General features: G+C 41.8%; 13 protein-coding genes and 1 pseudogene. All 14 read left to right on the forward strand.

All coding sequences use genetic code 11. The features are described 5' to 3' along the window. Positions 1 to 82 precede the first annotated feature (82 nt). The 14 genes and pseudogenes from KX728_RS02745 to KX728_RS02810 all read left to right on the forward strand — a co-directional run bounded on the left by KX728_RS02745 (position 83) and on the right by KX728_RS02810 (position 20639). Positions 83 to 1456: a UDP-N-acetylmuramoyl-tripeptide--D-alanyl-D-alanine ligase gene (locus KX728_RS02745; protein ID WP_215804875.1), complete on the forward strand. Its 1374-nt coding sequence runs from the start codon at positions 83 to 85 to the stop codon at positions 1454 to 1456. Next, positions 1443 to 2054 carry an NUDIX hydrolase N-terminal domain-containing protein gene (locus tag KX728_RS02750; RefSeq protein ID WP_215804874.1) on the forward strand — a complete coding sequence of 204 codons (612 nt, stop codon included), beginning with the start codon at positions 1443 to 1445 and terminating at the stop codon, positions 2052 to 2054. Before KX728_RS02745 ends, KX728_RS02750 begins: the two co-directional genes overlap by 14 nt. Before the next feature lie 195 nt (positions 2055 to 2249). Next, positions 2250 to 2954 (forward strand): YwaF family protein, encoded by a 705-nt coding sequence (locus tag KX728_RS02755; RefSeq protein WP_215804873.1) that lies wholly within the window; start codon positions 2250 to 2252, stop codon positions 2952 to 2954. Between the two features lie 236 nt (positions 2955 to 3190). Then, entirely contained in the window at positions 3191 to 4561 is a 1371-nt protein-coding gene (gene ftsA / locus KX728_RS02760; protein WP_000196347.1) for a cell division protein FtsA, read from the forward strand. A 16-nt stretch (positions 4562 to 4577) separates the two neighbouring features. Beyond that, the gene (ftsZ, locus tag KX728_RS02765; protein WP_000144261.1) at positions 4578 to 5834 is read left to right on the forward strand and encodes a cell division protein FtsZ; all 1257 of its coding nucleotides are present in this window, start codon (positions 4578 to 4580) and stop codon (positions 5832 to 5834) included. A 3-nt stretch (positions 5835 to 5837) separates the two neighbouring features. After that, the gene (locus tag KX728_RS02770) at positions 5838 to 6509 is read left to right on the forward strand and encodes a YggS family pyridoxal phosphate-dependent enzyme (protein ID WP_001049619.1); all 672 of its coding nucleotides are present in this window, start codon (positions 5838 to 5840) and stop codon (positions 6507 to 6509) included. 9 nt (positions 6510 to 6518) lie between these two features. Then, positions 6519 to 7049 carry a cell division protein SepF gene (locus KX728_RS02775; protein WP_000053373.1) on the forward strand — a complete coding sequence of 177 codons (531 nt, stop codon included), beginning with the start codon at positions 6519 to 6521 and terminating at the stop codon, positions 7047 to 7049. Next, on the forward strand, positions 7049 to 7309 hold the full coding sequence (locus KX728_RS02780; protein ID WP_000576500.1) for a YggT family protein: 261 nt from the start codon (positions 7049 to 7051) through the stop codon (positions 7307 to 7309). The genes KX728_RS02775 and KX728_RS02780 overlap by 1 nt, the downstream gene beginning before the upstream one ends. After that, entirely contained in the window at positions 7306 to 8097 is a 792-nt protein-coding gene (locus KX728_RS02785; RefSeq protein ID WP_215804872.1) for a YlmH family RNA-binding protein, read from the forward strand. Before KX728_RS02780 ends, KX728_RS02785 begins: the two co-directional genes overlap by 4 nt. 8 nt (positions 8098 to 8105) lie before the next feature. Beyond that, positions 8106 to 8360, forward strand: coding sequence for a DivIVA domain-containing protein (locus KX728_RS02790; RefSeq protein WP_000028988.1), 255 nt, complete (start codon positions 8106 to 8108; stop codon positions 8358 to 8360). Between the two features lie 16 nt (positions 8361 to 8376). Then, the gene (locus tag KX728_RS02795; protein ID WP_049501417.1) at positions 8377 to 9171 is read left to right on the forward strand and encodes a DivIVA domain-containing protein; all 795 of its coding nucleotides are present in this window, start codon (positions 8377 to 8379) and stop codon (positions 9169 to 9171) included. A 251-nt stretch (positions 9172 to 9422) separates the two neighbouring features. Then, positions 9423 to 12215 carry an isoleucine--tRNA ligase gene (gene ileS / locus KX728_RS02800; RefSeq protein ID WP_070535012.1) on the forward strand — a complete coding sequence of 931 codons (2793 nt, stop codon included), beginning with the start codon at positions 9423 to 9425 and terminating at the stop codon, positions 12213 to 12215. Between the two features lie 294 nt (positions 12216 to 12509). Further along, a pseudogene (locus KX728_RS02805) lies at positions 12510 to 20012 on the forward strand (ZmpA/ZmpB/ZmpC family metallo-endopeptidase). Positions 20013 to 20258: 246 nt separating this feature from the next. Further along, complete coding sequence (locus KX728_RS02810; protein WP_215804871.1) at positions 20259 to 20639, forward strand: hypothetical protein; 381 nt, start codon at positions 20259 to 20261, stop codon at positions 20637 to 20639. Positions 20640 to 20713: the final 74 nt, after the last annotated feature.

The raw sequence follows: 20713 nt of genomic DNA on the forward strand, positions 1-20713 counted from the left end.
ATGAAAGAGAGGGTAGAAGCCAGAACTATCACTGCATGGTGACTAGAGTTCTTGGACTTCAACCCTTTTTAAAGGAGTAGAAATGAAATTAACAATCCATGAAGTTGCCCAAGCTGTTGGAGCTAAAAATGACGTTAGTCTTTTTGCGGACGTTCAGTTAGAAAAAGCTGAGTTCGACAGTCGTCTGATTGGGACAGGTGATTTGTTTGTGCCACTTAAAGGTGCGCGTGACGGTCATGACTTTATCGAAACAGCTTTTGAAAATGGTGCAGTAGTAAGCTTGTCTGAGAAAGAGGTTGCAAATCATCCCTACATTCTAGTAGACGACGTTTTGACTGCCTTTCAAACCCTCGCAGCCTACTATCTTGAAAAAACGGCAGTTGATGTCTTTGCAGTAACGGGTTCAAATGGAAAAACGACGACCAAGGATATGTTGGCGCATTTACTGTCAACAACCTACAAGACCTACAAAACTCAGGGAAATTACAATAACGAGATTGGCCTTCCTTACACAGTTCTCCACATGCCTGAAGGGACAGAAAAGTTGGTCTTGGAGATGGGGCAGGATCACTTGGGAGATATCCATCTCTTGTCTGAATTGGCTCATCCAAAAACAGCTATCGTGACCTTGGTTGGAGAGGCTCATTTGGCCTTTTTCAAAGACCGTTCAGAAATTGCTAAAGGAAAATTGCAAATTGCAGACGGTATGGCACCAGGTTCTTTGCTTTTGGCACCAGCCGACTCCATTGTAGAGGACTACTTGCCTACAGATAAAAAAGTGGTCCGTTTTGGGTCAGGAGCTGAGTTAGAAGTCACAGACTTGATTGAGCGCAAGGATAGTCTGACCTTTAAGGCTAATTTTTTGGAACAAGCCCTCGATTTGCCAGTGACAGGTAAGTACAACGCCACCAATGCTATGATTGCTGCTTATGTGGCTCTACAAGAAGGAGTTTCGGAGGAGCAAATTCGTCAGGCCTTTCAGAACCTAGAATTGACCCGCAATCGTACTGAGTGGAAGAAAGCAGCCAATGGAGCAGATATTCTGTCTGACGTATACAATGCCAATCCAACTGCTATGAAGTTGATTTTGGAGACATTCTCTGCCATTCCAGCTAATGAAGGGGGCAAGAAAATCGCTGTCTTAGCAGACATGAAGGAACTTGGTGACCAGTCTGTTCAGCTCCATAACCAGATGATTTTGAGCCTATCGCCAGATGTGCTGGATACCGTTATTTTCTATGGAGAAGACATTGCCGAATTAAGCCAACTTGCTAGTCAAATGTTCCCAATAGGTCACGTTTTCTACTTCAAGAAAACAGCTGACGAGGACCAATTTGAAGACCTAGTAAAACAAGTCAAGGAAAGTCTCGGTGCCAATGACCAAATCTTGCTCAAAGGCTCTAACTCCATGAATCTAGCCAAGTTGGTAGAAAGTTTAGAAAATGAATGCAAGTGATTTTGCTAAGTATCTTCAAAGAATGCTAGCCATTACGGATACTGGATTAACCTTTACAAAAGATCCTTTCAACCGTGAGCGTTACGAGGACTTGCGAAGCCTGTTATCTGAAATGTTGAATCAGGGATCAGACCTCGATGCAGAAGAAGTAGCAGAAGTCATGAAACCGACTTCCGTTTATGCAACTCCTCTGATGGACGTCCGTGCTTGGATTGTTGAGGATGAAAAAGTCTGTTTAGTTAGAGGAAAAGGGGAGGATAGTTGGGCTTTGCCAGGTGGTTTTGGTGAAGTTGGCTATTCTCCAACCGAAAATATTCTTAAAGAAATTGAAGAAGAAACCGGCTTTACAGCAAAAGCTGAAAGGTTACTTGCAGTTTTTGACACCAATCGTTTCCAACTACAGAGCAAACAATATGCAAAGTTTGTCTTTGAATGTAAGCTTCTTGATGGACAATTTCAAGAGAATCAAGAAATTGCTGAACTTCAATTTTTTGCCATTGACCAATTGCCAGTCTTATCTGAAAAACGCATCACCAAGGAGCAAATGGAGATTCTTTGGCAAGTTTATAAAGGACAAAGAGACCAATATGTTGATTAGTTTATGCTAGAGAAGTTGACAAATCAAAAAAGGATATCTGCAAGGTGCATTTCTGCAATACAAATGATATAATAGGTTGCGAATTTAAGACGCAAGTATTCTATGCATAGCATGGAATCAAGTTTTTCAAAAAATTTAAAAGCTGGGGAAAGTGAATTTTTTATTGCCTCTAGCTAGATGAACGAGGAATAGAATATGAATTTGTGGGATAAATTATTTACCACACAGATATCAGAACCGCCCCAGTTTGAACTCCACTGGTACATTGGTTTGTTATGTTTACTGGCTCTTACTTTCTATGCTTCTTATCGTTTTCGCGATAAAGTGGCTTACCAGCGTTTTATTCAGATCCTTCAGTCTGTTCAACTGATTGTTCTGTATAGCTGGTATTGGGGCAATCTCATGCCTCTGTCAGAAAGTTTGCCCTTCTATCATTGCCGTATCGCCATGTTTGTGATGCTCTTGATTCCAGGGACATCCAAGTACAAACAATACTTTGCCCTTTTAGGAACTTTTGGAGCAACAGCGGCACTGGCTTACCCACTCTTTGATCCCTACCCATTTCCACACGTGACCATTTTGTCTTTCATTATCGGACATGTTGCCCTTTTAGGAAATGCGCTTCTATACTTGTTTAGAAACTATGAGGCTTCCCTTCTCGATTTGAAGAATGTGGCGGTGATTACCTTTGCCTTAAATGGCTTGATATGGGTTGTCAACTTAGTTGTAGGTGGGGATTATGGATTTTTGAGTAAACCACCAATTGTTGGAAACTTCGGCCAGCCCTTAAATTATCTCATTGTTTCGACTGTTATCGTGATAGCAATTCGCTTAACAGGGAAATTAGTAGAAAATTTTTTACAACAAAAATCGGAAGAATTTATTCAAGAGAAGATCTAAAATGATCTTCTCTTTTTTGGGTTTTTAAGAAGCAAAAAGAAAATTGTGAACGTTAACTTCAAAAATTCTCTTAGAAGTAGAATTTTTCTAGAATTTTCTCAAAAAACATGCAGGAATTTTATCAAAAACTAAGCACGATTGGATTTTTTGTGTTATAATATTCTTTGAATAGCTATGCCCAAACATAGTTATTAAATAGAAGTGAGAAACTTGGAAGACAGAGAGGATGCGATGTAATGACTAGAGATGGTTTTTTTACAGGCTTAGATATCGGAACTAGCTCGATTAAAGTGCTAGTAGCTGAGCATAGAGATGGCGAAGTAAATGTAATTGGTGTTAGCAATGCCAAAAGTAAAGGTGTCAAAGACGGAATTATTGTTGATATTGAAGCAGCTGCTTCAGCAATCAAATCTGCAATCACACAGGCAGAAGAGAAAGCTGGTATTTCTATTAAGTCTGTCAATGTTGGCCTTCCAGCAAACCTCTTGCAGGTTGAACCAACACAAGGAATGATTCCTGTAACTTCAGATACTAAAGAAATCACAGATCAAGATGTTGAAAATGTTGTCAAATCAGCTTTGACAAAGAGCATGACTCCTGACCGTGAAGTGATTACCTTTATTCCAGAAGAATTCATCGTGGATGGTTTCCAAGGAATCCGTGACCCTCGTGGTATGATGGGTGTCCGCTTGGAAATGCGCGGTCTGCTTTACACAGGTCCTCGTACGATTCTACACAATCTTCGCAAGACAGTTGAGCGTGTAGGTATTCATGTTGATAACGTGATTATTTCACCTTTGGCAATCGTGAACTCCGTTCTCAATGAAGGTGAACGTGAATTTGGTGCGACTGTCATTGACATGGGTGGAGGTCAGACTACTGTAGCGACTATCCGTAACCAAGAATTGCAGTTCACTAACATCTACCAAGAAGGTGGAGATTACGTCACTAAAGACATTTCTAAAGTCTTGAAAACATCTCAAAAAATTGCAGAAAGTTTGAAACTGAACTATGGTGAAGCTTACGTTCCACTTGCGAGTAACGAAACTTTCCAAGTTGAAGTAATTGGTGAAGTAGAACCTGTTGAAGTAACAGAAAGCTACTTGGCAGAAATTATCTCAGCACGCATCAAACATATCTTTGACCAAATCAAACAAGAGTTGGAAAGAAGACACTTGTTGGATTTGCCAGGAGGTATCGTCCTTATCGGTGGAAATGCAATTTTACCAGGAATTGTTGAATTAGCCCAAGAAGTATTTGGTGTTCGCGTAAAACTCTATGTACCAAATCAAGTTGGAATTCGCAACCCTGCATTTGCGCACGTGATTAGCTTGTCTGAGTTTGCTGGTAAATTGACTGAAGTCAATCTTCTTGCTCAAAAAGCAGTTAAAGGAGATGAATTCCTTCGTCAAAAACCAATCAACTTTGGCATTCCAAATCAACGTTTGAATCCAGTAGCGCAACCAAGTCCAGCACAAACAGCTCCAGCTGAAACTGTGCAGGAAACTCCAGTTGCTCCGAAGGAAGAATTCCAAGCAAGTTCTCAAAGTAAACCGAAGCTAACAGAACGTTTCCGTGGTTTGATCGGAAGCATGTTTGATGAATAAAAGAGGATAAGAAATTATGACATTTTCATTTGATACAGCAGCAGCTCAAGGCGCAGTTATTAAGGTAATTGGTGTCGGTGGTGGTGGTGGTAACGCCATTAACCGCATGGTTGACGAAGGTGTTGCTGGTGTAGAATTTATCGCAGCTAACACTGATGTGCAAGCCCTTAGCAGTACGAAAGCAGAAACAGTTATCCAACTTGGTCCAAAATTGACTCGTGGTTTGGGTGCTGGAGGACGTCCAGAAGTTGGACGTAAAGCTGCAGAAGAAAGTGAAGAAGCTTTGACGGAAGCTATCACTGGAGCAGACATGGTCTTTATCACGGCAGGTATGGGTGGTGGATCTGGTACAGGTGCAGCCCCTGTTATTGCACGTATCGCTAAAGATCTTGGTGCTCTTACAGTTGGTGTTGTGACACGTCCTTTCGGATTTGAAGGAAGCAAACGTGGTCAGTACGCTGTAGAAGGAATCAACGAACTTCGCGAGCATGTTGATACTTTGTTGATTATCTCTAATAACAACTTGCTTGAAATTGTTGATAAGAAAACACCACTTCTTGAAGCTCTTAGCGAAGCAGATAACGTTCTTCGTCAAGGTGTTCAAGGGATCACTGACTTGATCACGAACCCAGGATTGATTAACCTTGACTTTGCTGACGTGAAAACTGTAATGGCAAACAAAGGGAATGCCCTTATGGGTATCGGTATCGGTAGTGGTGAAGAACGCGTTGTTGAAGCGGCTCGTAAAGCAATTTACTCTCCACTTCTTGAAACAACTATCGATGGTGCAGAGGATGTTATCGTAAATGTTACTGGTGGACTTGACTTGACCTTGATTGAAGCAGAAGAAGCTTCAGAAATTGTCAACCAAGCAGCTGGCCAAGGTGTAAACATCTGGCTTGGAACATCAATTGACGAAAGCATGAAGGATGAAATCCGTGTTACAGTTGTAGCAACAGGTGTTCGTCAAGAGCGAGTGGAAAAAGTAGTTGGAGCTCGTAACAACCAACCAGTTGGAAGACCATCAACTAAAGCTCCACAAGCACACACATTTGACCGTCAATTCGACTTGGAAGAGACAGCAGAATTGCCTAAATCAAGTCCACGTCGCTTTGAAACTAACCAAGCCTCTGCTTTTGGAGACTGGGACTTGCGTCGTGAGTCTATTGTTCGCCAAACAGATCCAGTTGTTTCACCAGTAGAACGCTTCGAAACACCAGTTTCACAAGATGAAGATGAATTGGATACACCTCCATTCTTCAAAAATCGTTAATCAATGAATTTGAAAAAAAATACTGAATTAGTTTTTCAGCAAATAGCTGATGCTAGTCAAGAAGCCAACCGTGCTCTAGATGCTGTTTCAGTAATCGCAGTGACAAAGTATGTAGATGTACAAACAGCGGAAGCCATGCTTCCGCTTGGTGTCCGTCATATAGGTGAAAATCGAGTCGATAAATTTTTAGAAAAATATCAGGCCTTGAAAGATTACCCAGTTACTTGGCATTTAATAGGAACACTACAGAGACGGAAAGTGAAAGAAGTAATCCCATATGTGGATTACTTTCATGCTTTAGACTCCCTAAAGTTAGCCCAGGAAATTCAAAAGAGAACAGATCATGTTGTCAAGTGTTTCTTGCAGGTCAATATTTCTGGGGAAGAAAGCAAGCATGGGTTTTCAAAAGAAGAATTGCTAGAACTTTTGCCAGAATTGGCTAAGTTAGATCAGATTGAGTATGTTGGTTTAATGACCATGGCTCCTTTTGAGGCAGACAGTGATGAATTGAAAGAAATTTTCAAGGATACGCAGGCTCTGCAAGCAGAAATTAGAGAAAAACAAATCCCTAATATGCCGATGACAGAGCTAAGCATGGGAATGAGTCGTGATTTTAAAGAAGCGATTCAGTTCGGCTCAACCTTTGTTCGAATCGGTACAGCATTTTTTAAATAGGAGAGAGCTATGTCTTTAAAAGATAGATTCGATAAATTTATAGATTATTTTACAGAAGACGGAGAAGAAACGACTAACTATCAGACTCAACAAGAGGAAACAGTTAGCCCAGCCATCTCAACTTCTAAAGAATTACCAGCACCTGCTCAGTCAGGAACAGCAAAAGATGCAAATATTACTCGTCTTCATGCGCGTCAGCAAGAATTGGCGATGCAAAGTCACCGTTCAGATGAGAAAGTGACAATTGACGTTCGCTATCCAAGGAAATATGAAGATGCAACTGAAATTGTAGATTTGTTGGCTGGAAATGAAAGTATTTTGATTGATTTCCAATACATGACAGAAGTACAAGCCCGTCGTTGCCTTGATTACTTGGATGGAGCCCGTCATGTCTTAGCTGGAAATATGAAAAAAGTTGCGAGTACGATGTATCTATTGACGCCTGTCAACGTTATCGTGAATATTGAAGATATCAAACTTCCAGACGAATCACAAAGCGCTGAGTTTGGTTTTGATATTAAACGAAATAGAGCAAGATAATGATTTTCTTAATTCGTTTAATCCAAAATGCGGTTAGCATTTATTCCATCATTCTCGTTGCATTTGCTCTTCTTTCATGGTTTCCAAATGCCTATGAAAGCCAGCTAGGTCGCTTAGTTATCAGACTTGCTCGCCCAGTTATTGAGCCCCTTCGTAAGCTCAATCTACAATTTGCTGGTCTTGATTTTACGGTTTGGGCAGCGCTAATTCTGATTCAGTTTGTTGGAAATATCTTAACACGACTAGTACTATTACTATGACAGTAAATCGAGCCATTTATCAGCATTTTTCCCAAGATGATATCCCCTTTATTGATAAGGGATTAGAGTGGATCAAGCGGGTAGAAGATACATATGCGCCGGTGCTTACTCCATTTATCAATCCCCATCAGGAACAGATTTTGAGGGTACTAGCTGGGACATATGGACTGGGTTGCCAAAGTAGTGGTGATGTTCTTCCGACAGAGTCGGTTCGAGTTCTTCTCTATCCAGATTACTTTGAACCGGAGATATCAGACTTTGAAATGGCCTTGTTGGAAATTTGCTATCCGAGTAAGTTTGAGCAACTGAGTCATGGAAAAATATTGGGAACAATTATCAACCAACTAGGAATTGACCGTAAATTATTTGGTGATATCTTGGTAGATGAAAAGAGAGCACAGATTTTTGTCAATCGTGATTTCATTCCTCTTTTTCAGGATGGAATAAGAAAGATTGGCAGACTTCCTGTATCGCTGGAGGAACGTCCTTTTACCGATAGGATTTTGTCTAAAATTGATTATAGAGAACGAGAAATTTTAGTTTCGAGTTTTCGATTGGATGCCCTCTTATCAAGTGCCTTGAAATTATCTAGAAACCAAGCTAGTCAATTGATAGAGAAAAAATCTGTCCAGGTGAACTATCATCTGGTTGAAAAAAGTGATTACCAGGTTGCAGTTGGAGATTTGATCAGTGTGAGAAAGTTTGGTCGTCTAAAAGTTGTCAAAGACAATGGTCAGACCAAAAAGGATAAGAAAAAACTAACAGTCCGGCTACTTTTAAGCAAGTGAGAAAAAATATGTCGATTACACCACAAGAAATAAGTGATAAAGCTTTCTCAAGAACATTCAGAGGCTACAATCAGGAAGAAGTTGACCTCTTTCTAGATAAGATTTACTTTGAATTAGAGGAGATGATTCGATACAAAGATGAAACTGAACTCTATATCAAAAAACTAGAAGAACGTCTTTCCTATTATACGAATGATATTCCTAAGAGAACAGTAACAAGCGAGCAAGAACCAGAAGCAATTAATGATTCTATTTTTTATTAAGTAAGTGAGGAAAAGTATGCCAATTACATCGTTAGAAATTAAAGATAAAACCTTTGGCACAAGATTTAGAGGTTTTGACCCAGAAGAAGTAGACGAGTTTCTTGATATCGTTGTTCGTGACTACGAAGACTTGGTTCGTAGCAATCACGATAAAGAGACACACATCAAGAGTTTGGAAGAACGTTTGTCATACTTCGATGAGATGAAGGATTCCTTGAGTCAGTCAGTTTTGATTGCTCAAGATACAGCTGAGCGTGTCAAACAAGCTGCTCAAGAACGTTCAAACAATATTATTCAACAAGCTGAACAGGACGCTCAGCGTTTGCTTGAAGAAGCGAAATACAAGGCAAATGAAATTCTCCGTCAGGCAACAGATAATGCGAAGAGAGTGGCTGTTGAGACAGAAGAGTTGAAGAACAAGAGCCGCGTATTCCATCAACGCCTCAAGTCTACGATTGAAAGTCAATTGGCTATTGTCGAGTCATCTGATTGGGAAGATATTCTTCGCCCAACAGCTACTTACCTTCAGACAAGTGATGAAGCCTTTAAAGAAGTGGTGGGTGAAGTTCTGGGTGAATCTGTATCTTTACAACCAGAGGAAGAGCCTATTGATATGACTCGTCAATTCACACCAGAAGAGGTTGCTGAATTGCAAGCTCGTATCGAGGCTGGCAACAAGGAATTAGCTGAGTTTGAAGCTCAACAAAATCAACAGACAGAAGAAATTGATCAGCATGAAGAGTCAGTTGAAGTAGAAGCTACTGCGGCAACTGAGGACGATGCAAACAAAGAATCTGTTCTTATCCTATAAAAAATGTGAGAACAAGATCCAACCAACTATATTTTCAGCGAGCGGGAGATGGTGAGAGTCCTGCAATCCCTAGTGGTTAGATTATCCTCTCAACGAATCTAGTCTGAAAGCAGTAAGACTAGACGTCCCCCACGTTACGGGAAAAGAGGAAAAGAGACCCTGTCTTTTTTCGAACAAAGGTGGTACCACGATTTTCGTCCTTTTTGCGAATCGTGGTTTTTATTTTGTCAGTTTAAATTAAAGGAGTAACAATGAAACTTAAAGAAACCCTCAATCTAGGGAAAACAGACTTTCCTATGCGTGCTGGTCTTCCAACCAAAGAACCAGTTTGGCAAAAAGAATGGGAAGAAGCAAAACTTTACCAACGTCGTCAAGAATTGAACCAAGGAAAACCACATTTCACCTTGCATGATGGACCTCCGTATGCAAACGGAAATATCCACGTTGGACATGCCATGAACAAGATTTCTAAAGATATTATTGTTCGTTCGAAATCTATGTCTGGATTTTACGCCCCTTATATTCCAGGTTGGGATACACATGGATTGCCAATCGAGCAAGTCTTGGCTAAACAAGGTGTTAAACGCAAAGAAATGGACTTGGTTGAGTACTTGAAACTTTGCCGCGAGTACGCTCTTTCTCAAGTAGATAAACAACGTGAAGACTTTAAACGATTGGGTGTTTCTGGTGACTGGGAAAATCCTTATGTGACTTTGACTCCGGACTATGAAGCGGCTCAGATCCGTGTCTTCGGAGAAATGGCTAAGAAAGGCTACATCTACCGTGGTGCCAAGCCAGTTTACTGGTCTTGGTCATCTGAATCAGCTCTTGCTGAAGCGGAAATTGAATACCATGACTTGCTTTCAACTTCCCTTTACTATGCTAACCGCGTCAAAGACGGAAAAGGTGTTCTAGATACGGATACTTATATTGTCGTATGGACCACTACACCATTTACTATCACAGCATCTCGTGGTTTGACAGTTGGAGCAGATATTGATTATGTATTGGTACAACCAGCTGGTGAATCTCGTAAGTTTGTAGTTGCTTCAGAATTGTTGAACAGTTTGTCTGAGAAATTTGGCTGGGCTGATGTGCAAGTCTTGGCAACCTACCGTGGTCAAGAATTGAATCACATCGTAACAGTCCACCCATGGGATACAGCTGTAGATGAGTTGGTGATCCTTGGTGACCACGTTACGACTGACTCTGGTACTGGTATTGTCCATACAGCCCCTGGTTTTGGTGAGGACGACTACAATGTTGGTGTTGCCAACGGCCTTGAAGTTGCTGTAACAGTTAACGAACGCGGTATTATGATGGAAAATGCTGGTCCTGAATTTGCGGGTCAGTTCTATGACAAGGTTGTGCCGACTGTTATCGAAAAACTGGGTGATTTACTCCTTGCTCAGGAAGAAATTTCTCACTCATACCCATTTGACTGGCGTACCAAGAAACCAATCATCTGGCGAGCTGTTCCACAGTGGTTTGCTTCTGTATCTAAATTCCGCCAAGAAATCTTGGATGAAATTGAAAAAGTGAAGTTCCACTCAGAATGGGGGAAAGTTCGTCTTTACAATATGATTCGTGACCGTGGTGACTGGGTTATCTCTCGTCAACGTGCTTGGGGAGTTCCGCTTCCAATCTTCTACGCAGAAGATGGTACAGCTATCATGACAGCTGAAACGATTGAACATGTAGCTCAACTCTTTGAGGAACACGGTTCTATCATCTGGTGGGAACGTGATGCTAAGGACCTCTTGCCAGAAGGATTTACTCATCCAGGTTCACCAAATGGCGAGTTCAAAAAAGAAACAGATATCATGGACGTATGGTTTGACTCAGGTTCATCATGGAATGGAGTAGTGGTCAACCGTCCAGAACTCAAATACCCAGCAGATCTTTACCTTGAAGGTTCTGACCAATACCGTGGTTGGTTTAACTCATCACTTATCACATCTGTTGCCAACCATGGCGTTGCTCCATATAAACAAATCTTGTCACAAGGTTTTGCCCTTGATGGTAAAGGTGAGAAGATGTCTAAATCTCTTGGGAATACCATTGCTCCAAGTGATGTTGAAAAACAATTTGGTGCGGAAATCTTGCGTCTCTGGGTAACAAGTGTGGACTCAAGCAACGATGTGCGTATCTCTATGGATATCTTGAGCCAAGTCTCTGAAACTTACCGTAAGATCCGGAACACACTTCGTTTCTTGATTGCTAACACTTCTGACTTTAACCCAGCTCAAGACGCAGTGGCTTACGATGAGCTTCGTTCGGTTGATAAGTACATGACCATCCGCTTTAACCAGCTTGTCAAGACCATTCGTGATGCTTATGCCAACTTTGAATTCTTGACAATTTACAAGGCCTTGGTGAACTTTATCAACGTTGACTTGTCAGCCTTCTACCTTGACTTCGCTAAAGACGTTGTTTACATCGAAGGTGCCAAATCACTCGAACGCCGTCAAATGCAAACTGTCTTCTATGACATTCTTGTGAAAATCACCAAACTCTTGACACCAATCCTTCCTCACACTGCAGAGGAAATCTGGTCATATCTTGAGTTTGAAGCTGAAGACTTTGTTCAATTGTCTGAATTACCAGAGGCTCAAACTTTTGCCAACCAAGAAGAAATCTTGGATACATGGGCAGCTTTCATGGATTTCCGAGGACAAGCTCAAAAAGCCTTGGAAGAAGCGCGTAATGCAAAAGTTATCGGGAAATCGCTTGAAGCACACTTGACAGTTTATCCAAATGAAGTGGTGAAAACTCTTCTTGGAGCAGTGGATAGCAATGTAGCTCAACTTTTGATCGTGTCAGAATTGACCATCGCTGAAGGTACAGCTCCAGAAGGCGCAGTTAGCTTTGAGGATGTTGCCTTTACAGTTGAACGCGCTGCAGGTGAAGTTTGTGACCGTTGCCGTCGTATCGACCCAACAACAGCAGAACGCAGCTACCATGCAGTCATCTGTGACCACTGTGCAAACATCGTAGAAGAAAACTTTGCGGATGCAGTTGCAGAAGGATTTGAAGCCAAATAATCAGATTAGAAATATGTCTTCTCATAGTTTAAGATGAGAGGAAAGGTAAAAGAGAGAAAGTCATTTCTCTCTTTTTTTGCTGGTAAAAGCTTAGGATAAAGATGTAGAAATTCAACATTTTTAGGGAGAGTTTTAAGTTGATTTTTTGAGATTTTTTAAAAAGAGGAGTCTTTTTTTGGTACTTTTAAAAAGCATGTGTTGCTTCTAAAAATCGCGACAAATAATTTGAATAATCAAGTTAAATCAGGTAGAATAGAAAGGATTGAATAATATATTGAAGAGGAAATTTTGAGAATGAAACATCGGTTTTATGGAGAAAAACGACAGCGTTTTTCTTTCAGAAAGTTGTCTGTCGGGCTCGTTTCGGCGACTATTGGAAGCTTCCTTTTGAGTGGGCAAATGGCTGGGGGCTTGACTTCTGTCAAGGCAGCAGAAATTCAAAGTCAGCAGTCTGCTCAGGTCAAATACCACTACGTAGTGGAGTCTGAATTGACGGATGCAGAGAAGAGTGCCTTGATAAGGGAGATTCCAAAGTATGTTGAGGATGCTTCAGAGACCTATTACTTAGTTTATCGTCCGACTACTCAAGGGGATTCATCTGGAGTATTGCCTAAGACAGGTCACTCCGACCTTTGGGAATCAACTTTTACAGCGATGGGTCTTGCATTACTAGTGCTTGTAGTTGTTAGAGGCAGAAATGGGAAGAGGTATTTATCTTCGATCTTGTTGGTAACTGGAATGGGATCCATACTGCTATCTCCAACAGTCTTAGCAGTGACGAATATCGAACTTGCGGCATATAATCAAAGTCTTAACTTGGGTCTTGGAGATGCACTGCCAGCGCCATTGAAAATTGATGGTTACGACTATATCGGTTACTTAAAGAATGAAGAACAAAATGATAGTCATTTAGCTCATTCTGTTCAGAAGGAAAATCCGACACTTGACTTGGAGAAAGAGAAGGGAAGTGAGCTTAAACCGAGTGAAACAAATCTTGATATGAAAGAGATTGTTTCAGATAAGGGTGATGCTTTAACTGAGGAAGAAAGAGAAGCTATAGCTGCCAAGGAGATTGAATTCACACGCTCAACTCCTATTTATGACTTACCAGAACTAAAAATTAGTGAGCAAAAGTCAGTCCAAGAACTTCCTTATCAGACAAAATACCAATATACCGATGAATTGGCTCAAGGCCAATCAAAAGTCATACAATCAGGTATTCGAGGTCAACGTACAGTAGTGACTCGTCATTTTCGTAAGGATCAAGAAATCGTAAAAAGCGAAATGATTTCTGATCAAGTGACGCTTAAACCTGTTTCTGAAATTATTTTAGTTGGAACAGCTCCAACTAACTCGATACCAAAAGAAACTCCAGTTCACGAAGTTCCAGAATTGGCAGAATATGGCACAACTCCTGATACAGCGCCAGTTCACGAAGTTCCAGAATTAGCAGAGTATGGCACCAGTCCAGAAACAGCGCCAGTTCACGAAGTTTCAGAATTGGCAGAGTATGGCACTAGTCCCGAGACATCTCCAGTTCAAGAGATTCCAGAACTAACGGAATATGGGACAAATCCTGATACAGCACCAGTTCACGAAGTTCCAGAATTGGCAGAGTATGGCACTAGTCCCGAGACATCTCCAGTTCAAGAGATTCCAGAACTAACGGAATATGGGACAAATCCTGATACAGCGCCAGTTCACGAAGTTCCAGAATTAGCAGAGTATGGCACCAGTTCTGATACGCCTCCAGTTCAAGAGATTCCAGAACTGACAGAATATGGCACCAGTCCAGAAACAGCGCCTATTCATGAGAATTCTGAGTTGGAATTGACTACAAATGATGAGGTTAGAATAGAAAAGATTGATTTTTCTATTGACGAGCAATATACAGATGAAATTCCAGAAGGAAGTCGTCAAATCGCAGCTCCGGGTGTCCAAGGTGAGCGTACCATTAAGACTCGTGTTTACAGTTCCAACGGTCAAGTTGTCGACCGCCAAGAACTTTCGAATGAAGAAACCTTGGCTCCGGTAATGCAAATCATCAAAGTCGGAACAGCTAAGCCAAATATGGTACCGAACGAAGCGCCAAAAGCAGACGCTCTGCCAGAGTATCCGCTGACATATACTGACGAAACCCGCGTAGAGAAAATAGCCTTTAATATCGAAGAGCAATATACGGATGAGCTTGTTCAAGATGCCCGTCAAATCGCAACTCCGGGTGTCCAAGGTGAACGTACGATTAAGACCCGTGTCTACAGTTCCAACGGTCAAGTTGTCGACCGCCAAGAGTTGTCTAACGAGGAAACTCTAGCTCCAGTAACGCAAATTGTCAAAGTCGGCACAGCTAAACCAAGCATGGTACCGAACGAAGCGCCAAAAGCAGACGCCCTGCCAGAGTATCCGTTGACATATACTGACGAAACGCGCGTAGAGAAAATCAACTTTAGCATTCGTGAAGAAGAAACGGATGAATTGGTCCAAGATGCTCGTCAAATCGCAACTCCGGGTGTCCAAGGTGAACGTACGATTAAGACCCGTGTCTACAGTTCCAACGGTCAAGTTGTCGACCGCCAAGAGTTGTCTAACGAGGAAACTCTAGCTCCAGTAACGCAAATTGTCAAAGTCGGCACAGCTAAACCAAACATGGTACCAAGTGATGCACCGAAAGCAGATGCTTTGCCAGAGTATCCGCTGACATATACTGACGAAATTCGCGTTGAGAAAATTAACTTCACTATTCGTGAAGAAGAAACCGATGAGCTTGTTCGAGATGCTCGTCAAATCGCGACTCCGGGTGTCCAAGGTGAACGTACCATCAAGACTCGTGTCTACAGTTCTAACGGTCAAGAGGTTGACCGCCAAGAGTTGTCCAACGAGGAAACACTAGCTCCCGTAACGCAAGTGGTCAAGGTCGGTACGGCTAAACCAAACATGGTACCAAGCGATGCGCCAAAAGCAGACGCTTTGCCAGAGTATCCACTGACTTACACAGATGAAACCCTCGTAGAGAAAATAGCCTTTAACATCGAGGAGCAATATACGGATGAGCTTGTTCGAGATGCTCGCCAAATCACAACTCCGGGTGTTCAAGGCGAACGTACCATTAAGACTCGTGTTTACAGTTCTAACGGTCAAGTTGTTGACCGCCAAGAATTATCTAATGAAGAAACACTAGCTCCTATAACACAAATCGTCAAAGTCGGCACGGCTAAGCCAACTATGGTACCAAGTGATGCACCGAAAGCAGACGCTTTAGAGGAGTTCGATTTAATTTCACTGCATAGTCTCTTGGCAGAAGCGAATCAGATTAAAGCTCAGGCCCGTTATTTCAACGATAGTCAGAGTCATCAAGCTAACTATGATGCTGCTTTGACGGCAGGCTAAGCGATTCTGAGCCAATCCCAAGCCAGCCAAGCAGAAGTCAACCAACTGGTGGAACAAATCAATCAAGCCAAGGCGCAATTAAGTGGTCTTGAAGTTGTTAAAACAGCTCTTCAGACTGAGTACGATTTAAATCCAACGGTTAAAACCTCGGTTAAATATAAGAATGCGGATTCAGAAAAGCAGACAGCTTATACTGACGAATTGACCAAGGCAGAGGGAGTTTTGAACAATCAGACTGCTACACAAGTACAGGTCAACCAAGCTCTTGTTAGCCTGACAGCAGCCAAAGAAGCACTAAATGGAGTGCCTAAAGTCAAGCCGACTGTTTCCATTCTAAGTCTGACTGAGAATGCTGATGATAAGTCGGTGACGGTCCAATATAGATTGGAAGACCAGACCCAGTCCTTCCGTTCAGCGACTGCAGAATTGTACCAGGGAGACCAGCTGATTCGCACTCTTCCGATTACCAACTTTGCTGGCAGCTTGAAAATTGGCGACCTAGACTACTACACAGGCTACACTCTAAAAACCAAGTTGACTTATGAACTCGATAATGGCAGCTTTACTGAGTTTGAAACAGACAGTCGTAACTTTGAGCTAGAATACAAGAAGATTGCCTTCCGTGATATTGATTCTGTTGAGTTTTATCATAAAGAAAATGACCAATACAAGCGCTTTGTATCGATGAGCTCTATGCCTACGGATCTGTCTACCTACTTCGTCAAAATCAAGTCAAGCGAATCCAAGGAAATTCTCCTACCAGTTCACAGCATTGCTGAAGCAGAGAAAGATGGCAAGGCAGTCTATAAGGTTAATGTAGCCCTTCCTGAACTCGTCCAAGAAAGTGAGATAGGATACAAGTCTGGGCACGACTTTTACATCAGTAAGGCAGTCCCAAGTCAGCAAAATGTCTACACCAGCTTTGCTGGATTGGTAGACGCTATGAAGCGAAATATGGCAGGAAATTATGTGTTGGGAGCTGATTTGGATGCGAGCGAGGTCAACCTAGCTCCTGCTGATTATGTCTATCTCAAAGGGAACTTCACCGGCAGTCTGACGGGTAGTCAAAATGGCAAGCAATATGCGATTTACAATCTAGCCAAGCCTTTATTTGAAAACCTCAAGAACGGATCTTCTATTACCAATATCGACTTTAAAGACGTGAATATCGTGGGTACCTATGACTCGGCTGCTCTGGCACGCAATGCGGAGAATGCGCTAATCACAGATGTTTCTGTTCTGGGGAGAGTATCGGTAGTAGGCAACGCCTCTAACGTAGCGGGTCTAGTAGTTAATGGAACCAATACGAAAATCACGAATAGTTCCTTTACGGGGACTATCCTATCTAACAGTCAACAAATCAAAGCTTATAATGTAGGTGGTTTGGTTGCAAACCTTAAAGGAGGAGAATCTCTTCTTAGCCAAAGTAAAGCAGATGTAACGATTATTAGTGGTGCACGATCAAATGAACAACGTATCGGTGGTTTGGTTGGACGTCTAGAAAACAATGCTCGAATCACCAAGTCGTATGTGACAGGAAAACTATATAATGCAACCACTAGCGGTCAAATCGGTGGAGTGGTCGGCTCGAACTACTTTAATGGTTTAGTTGATAATGTGATCAGTAATGTTAGCGGTACAAATGTTTACAGTATTTCTGGGGATCAGGGCTACAAAAACGACCGCATTACGCAAGCATATAAAGTTGCTAAAAGTGAAACCTTGAAAAACGATCAGTTTGTTACTTCTACTATTACTCAAGAAGAAATGGAAGAAAAACTGACTGCTATGGACATCACGACTAGCCTAGATGACACGAATCTAAATATGCGTTATGTCGACTATGGTGAGGTAAACAATGCTCAATTCGACCGTGGATATTCTTATGCAAATATGGAGAAACTGCTTCCTTTCTACAATAAAGAAACCATTGTTTCGTTTGCGAACAAGATCCCGAAAGAGCATAAGTTGAACAAGGAGTACCTACTGGATGTTGTTCCGATGAAGGGCGACCAGGTTATCACTGATATCCATAGCAATAAAACAGCAATCAATCGTTTGATGCTGCACTACATGGACAATACTATTGACTACCTAGAAATATCTTATCAGGGAGATTTCGTCAACCAAGGCATTGCTGAGTATAGTATCAAGGGGTTAGACCTTCTTTATACTCCAGAAGCCTTTGTATCAGATTATACTAGTATTCTAAATCAAGTCCTGCCAGAGTTAAACAAAGTCGTTCTTGATTCGCCAGCTATGCGTACAGCTCTCGGAGTAGCCGCAGATACTTCTTTGGATGAACTATACTTAGACACTGCATTTACGCAAGTGAAAAGCAAGCTATCAGGTGAGCTTCGCAAAGTGCTAGCTATGGATAAAGCTATCAATACTGAAGGTGAAGTAGTTAAGGATTATCTTGTTAAGAAGATTCTTGCTGATAAAGAAGCTTTCCTATTAGGGTTGACTTACCTTAACCGTTGGTATAATATCAACTATGACAACTTTAATGTTAAGGACCTATCGGCTTACAAGTTGGATTTCTATGGTAAGAATGACGTTTCGGTTCTTGATACAATCATTTCTTTAGGGAAATCAGGACTTGAGAATCTAAAGGCTAAGAACAACTATACAGCATATGATAATTCGCTCTCTGAAGCAACTGGCAAGCGAGGACTCTTCAATTACCTTGAAGGCTACCGTCAGCTCTTCCTACCATACAAGACCAATAATGAATGGCTCAAGACCAATACAAAAGCCTACATCGTTGAGGCTAAGTCCGATGTAGCAGAAGCGAGACAGCTTCAGGACGCAGCCGAGGGCAAGAGCAAGTACTCTGTCGGTGTTTATGACAAGATTACTGCAGATAATTGGGAACACAAGGGCATGCTCCTGCCACTCTTGACCATGACAGAGAAGGGTGTCTATGCTATCTCTAATATGTCTACCCTCTCTATGGGGGCTTATGATCGTTACCGCCTGGATGCCAATAACAGAGTGCGAACAGACGCAGAACTAGTTGAATATGTCGAAGACAGAGTGAGAAAAACAGCTGAATACCAGCGCGACCACTATGATTTCTGGTATAAGATTCTCAGTCCAGAAAGCAAGGACAAGCTCTTCCGTTCGGTTCTGGTGTATGATGGATTCTCATTGGTTGACAAGAATGGTCAAAGATATTGGGCTCCAGCTAATGACAAAAAATCACAGGCTATGCAGGAATTCTTTGGACCAGCTGGCAAGTGGTATCCAAGCAAGGGCTATAATGCCTATGCTACGGGTAGTGTAACTCACTTTGATGCTGCTAAATTGTTGGAAGACTATGGTAACTCAGTCTACACGCATGAGATGACCCATAACTCTGACGGTGCTATTTACTTTGAAGGTTATGGTCGTCGTGAGGGCTTGGGTGCGGAACTCTATGCTCGCGGACTCTTGCAGTCTTCACCGAGCGCAGATGAACCAACCATTACGCTCAATACTCTCTTCAAGGTGGATAAGGATTCTAAGACACGTATGCATACCTATAATTTCAAGGAACGCGTTCAAAATGCAGCAGACCTACAACACTATGTCCATGGTATGTTTGACATGATCTACACCTTGGACTATCTAGAAGGTACTTCTATGTTGAAGCAGAGCGATGCTGCCAAGTTACAGTGGTTCAGGAAGATGGAGAATTACTATATTACAGATAAGTATGGTAAGGAGACCCACGCAGGTAACCAGACGCGAAGCTTCACAGCTGAGGAAATCAAGCAGCTGAAGACCTTTGACTCCCTGATTGATAATGATGTGATCACTCGTCGGGAGAATAAAGAAAGTGGGAAATATGGTCGAAATGGCTACCTCAGCCTCAGCCTTTTCTCACCAATTTACTCAGCCTTGAGCAATCCAAATGGAGCACCTGGAGACGTTATGTTCCGTCGCACAGCCTATGAATTACTGGCAGCCAAGGGCTATCATGACGGATTTGTCCCTTATGTTTCTGGTCAGTACTCTCAGGAAGCCTTCGATGAAGGGAAGAAAACGTGGGACGGATGGTCTGGAAGAGATGTCGGTCTCGTGACAGACCAGAAAGTCTTGGAAAATGTATTTAAGGGTGAATACACCTCTTGGGCAGCCTTCAAGAAGGCCATGTACAAGGAGCGAATTGATCAGCTAACCAAGCTGAAGCCAATCACCATTGAGTACGAGCTTAAAAATCCAAACAGTACCAAGAAAGTAACCATTCGTTCTTATGCAGAGATGCAGCAGTTGATGGACGCAGCCGTGGCAGAGGATGTACGCAACATTACCAATGCTACTAGCCGTGTCGAAGCTAGCTGGGTTAACCTGCTCAAGAAGAAGATTTACAACGCTTATCTTCGTGAGACAGACGACTTCAGACAGTCTATCTTTGAAAGATAAGCATCTTGCAAAGATAGACATGAAAAAAGAAGATCTAAGTGATCTTCTTTTTTCTATGGAATTGCTTGCTTAGTGGAGAAGACGAATAACTTACAAACAAATTGATACATAACTTATTTCTTAGTCTAAATGTCTGGATAGAAATTTGAAATCATTCACCAACTAGAATACTCGTTTTGAAATTTCTTTTGTTTTTCATGAAAATATGATAAAATGATAGCTGTAAAAATTTTTAAGGAGATTCAGATGAAAACAGATACACTTGCTCGCGTAAATGCGATTTTTGGTCTTATCGCAGGTATTGTTTTACTGTTGGCACCTCTTGTTATGTTTATGATAGCTGTCGGGGCTGCTGCGGCGACGGAAGACTCTGATGCAACAGTTGGTATATTGACGATTTTTTCAATTATTTTGTCATTGGTAAAAATTGCTGTCTTGGTTTTAGGAATTGTGTCTATTGTCTATTACAAGGACGATGAACGTGTGACCCCTGCACCGTCTGTTTTGTTTATCGTAGGTGGTTCTGTTAGATTGATCCCATTCTTGGGATGGGTAGGAGGAATTCTGACAATCATTGGTGGATCCCTCTATTTTGGACTTTTGAAAAAATTCGAGATTCAAGAATAATAACTTTTTGTTAGGAATATTTTCAAATAAGAGAAGGCGCTTAGCCTTCTTTTTTTGTTACCAAGCAGGGGTAG

Origin of the sequence: Streptococcus oralis (assembly GCF_019334565.1) — a bacterium.
GTDB classification, from domain to species: Bacteria; Bacillota; Bacilli; order Lactobacillales; family Streptococcaceae; genus Streptococcus; species Streptococcus oralis_CR.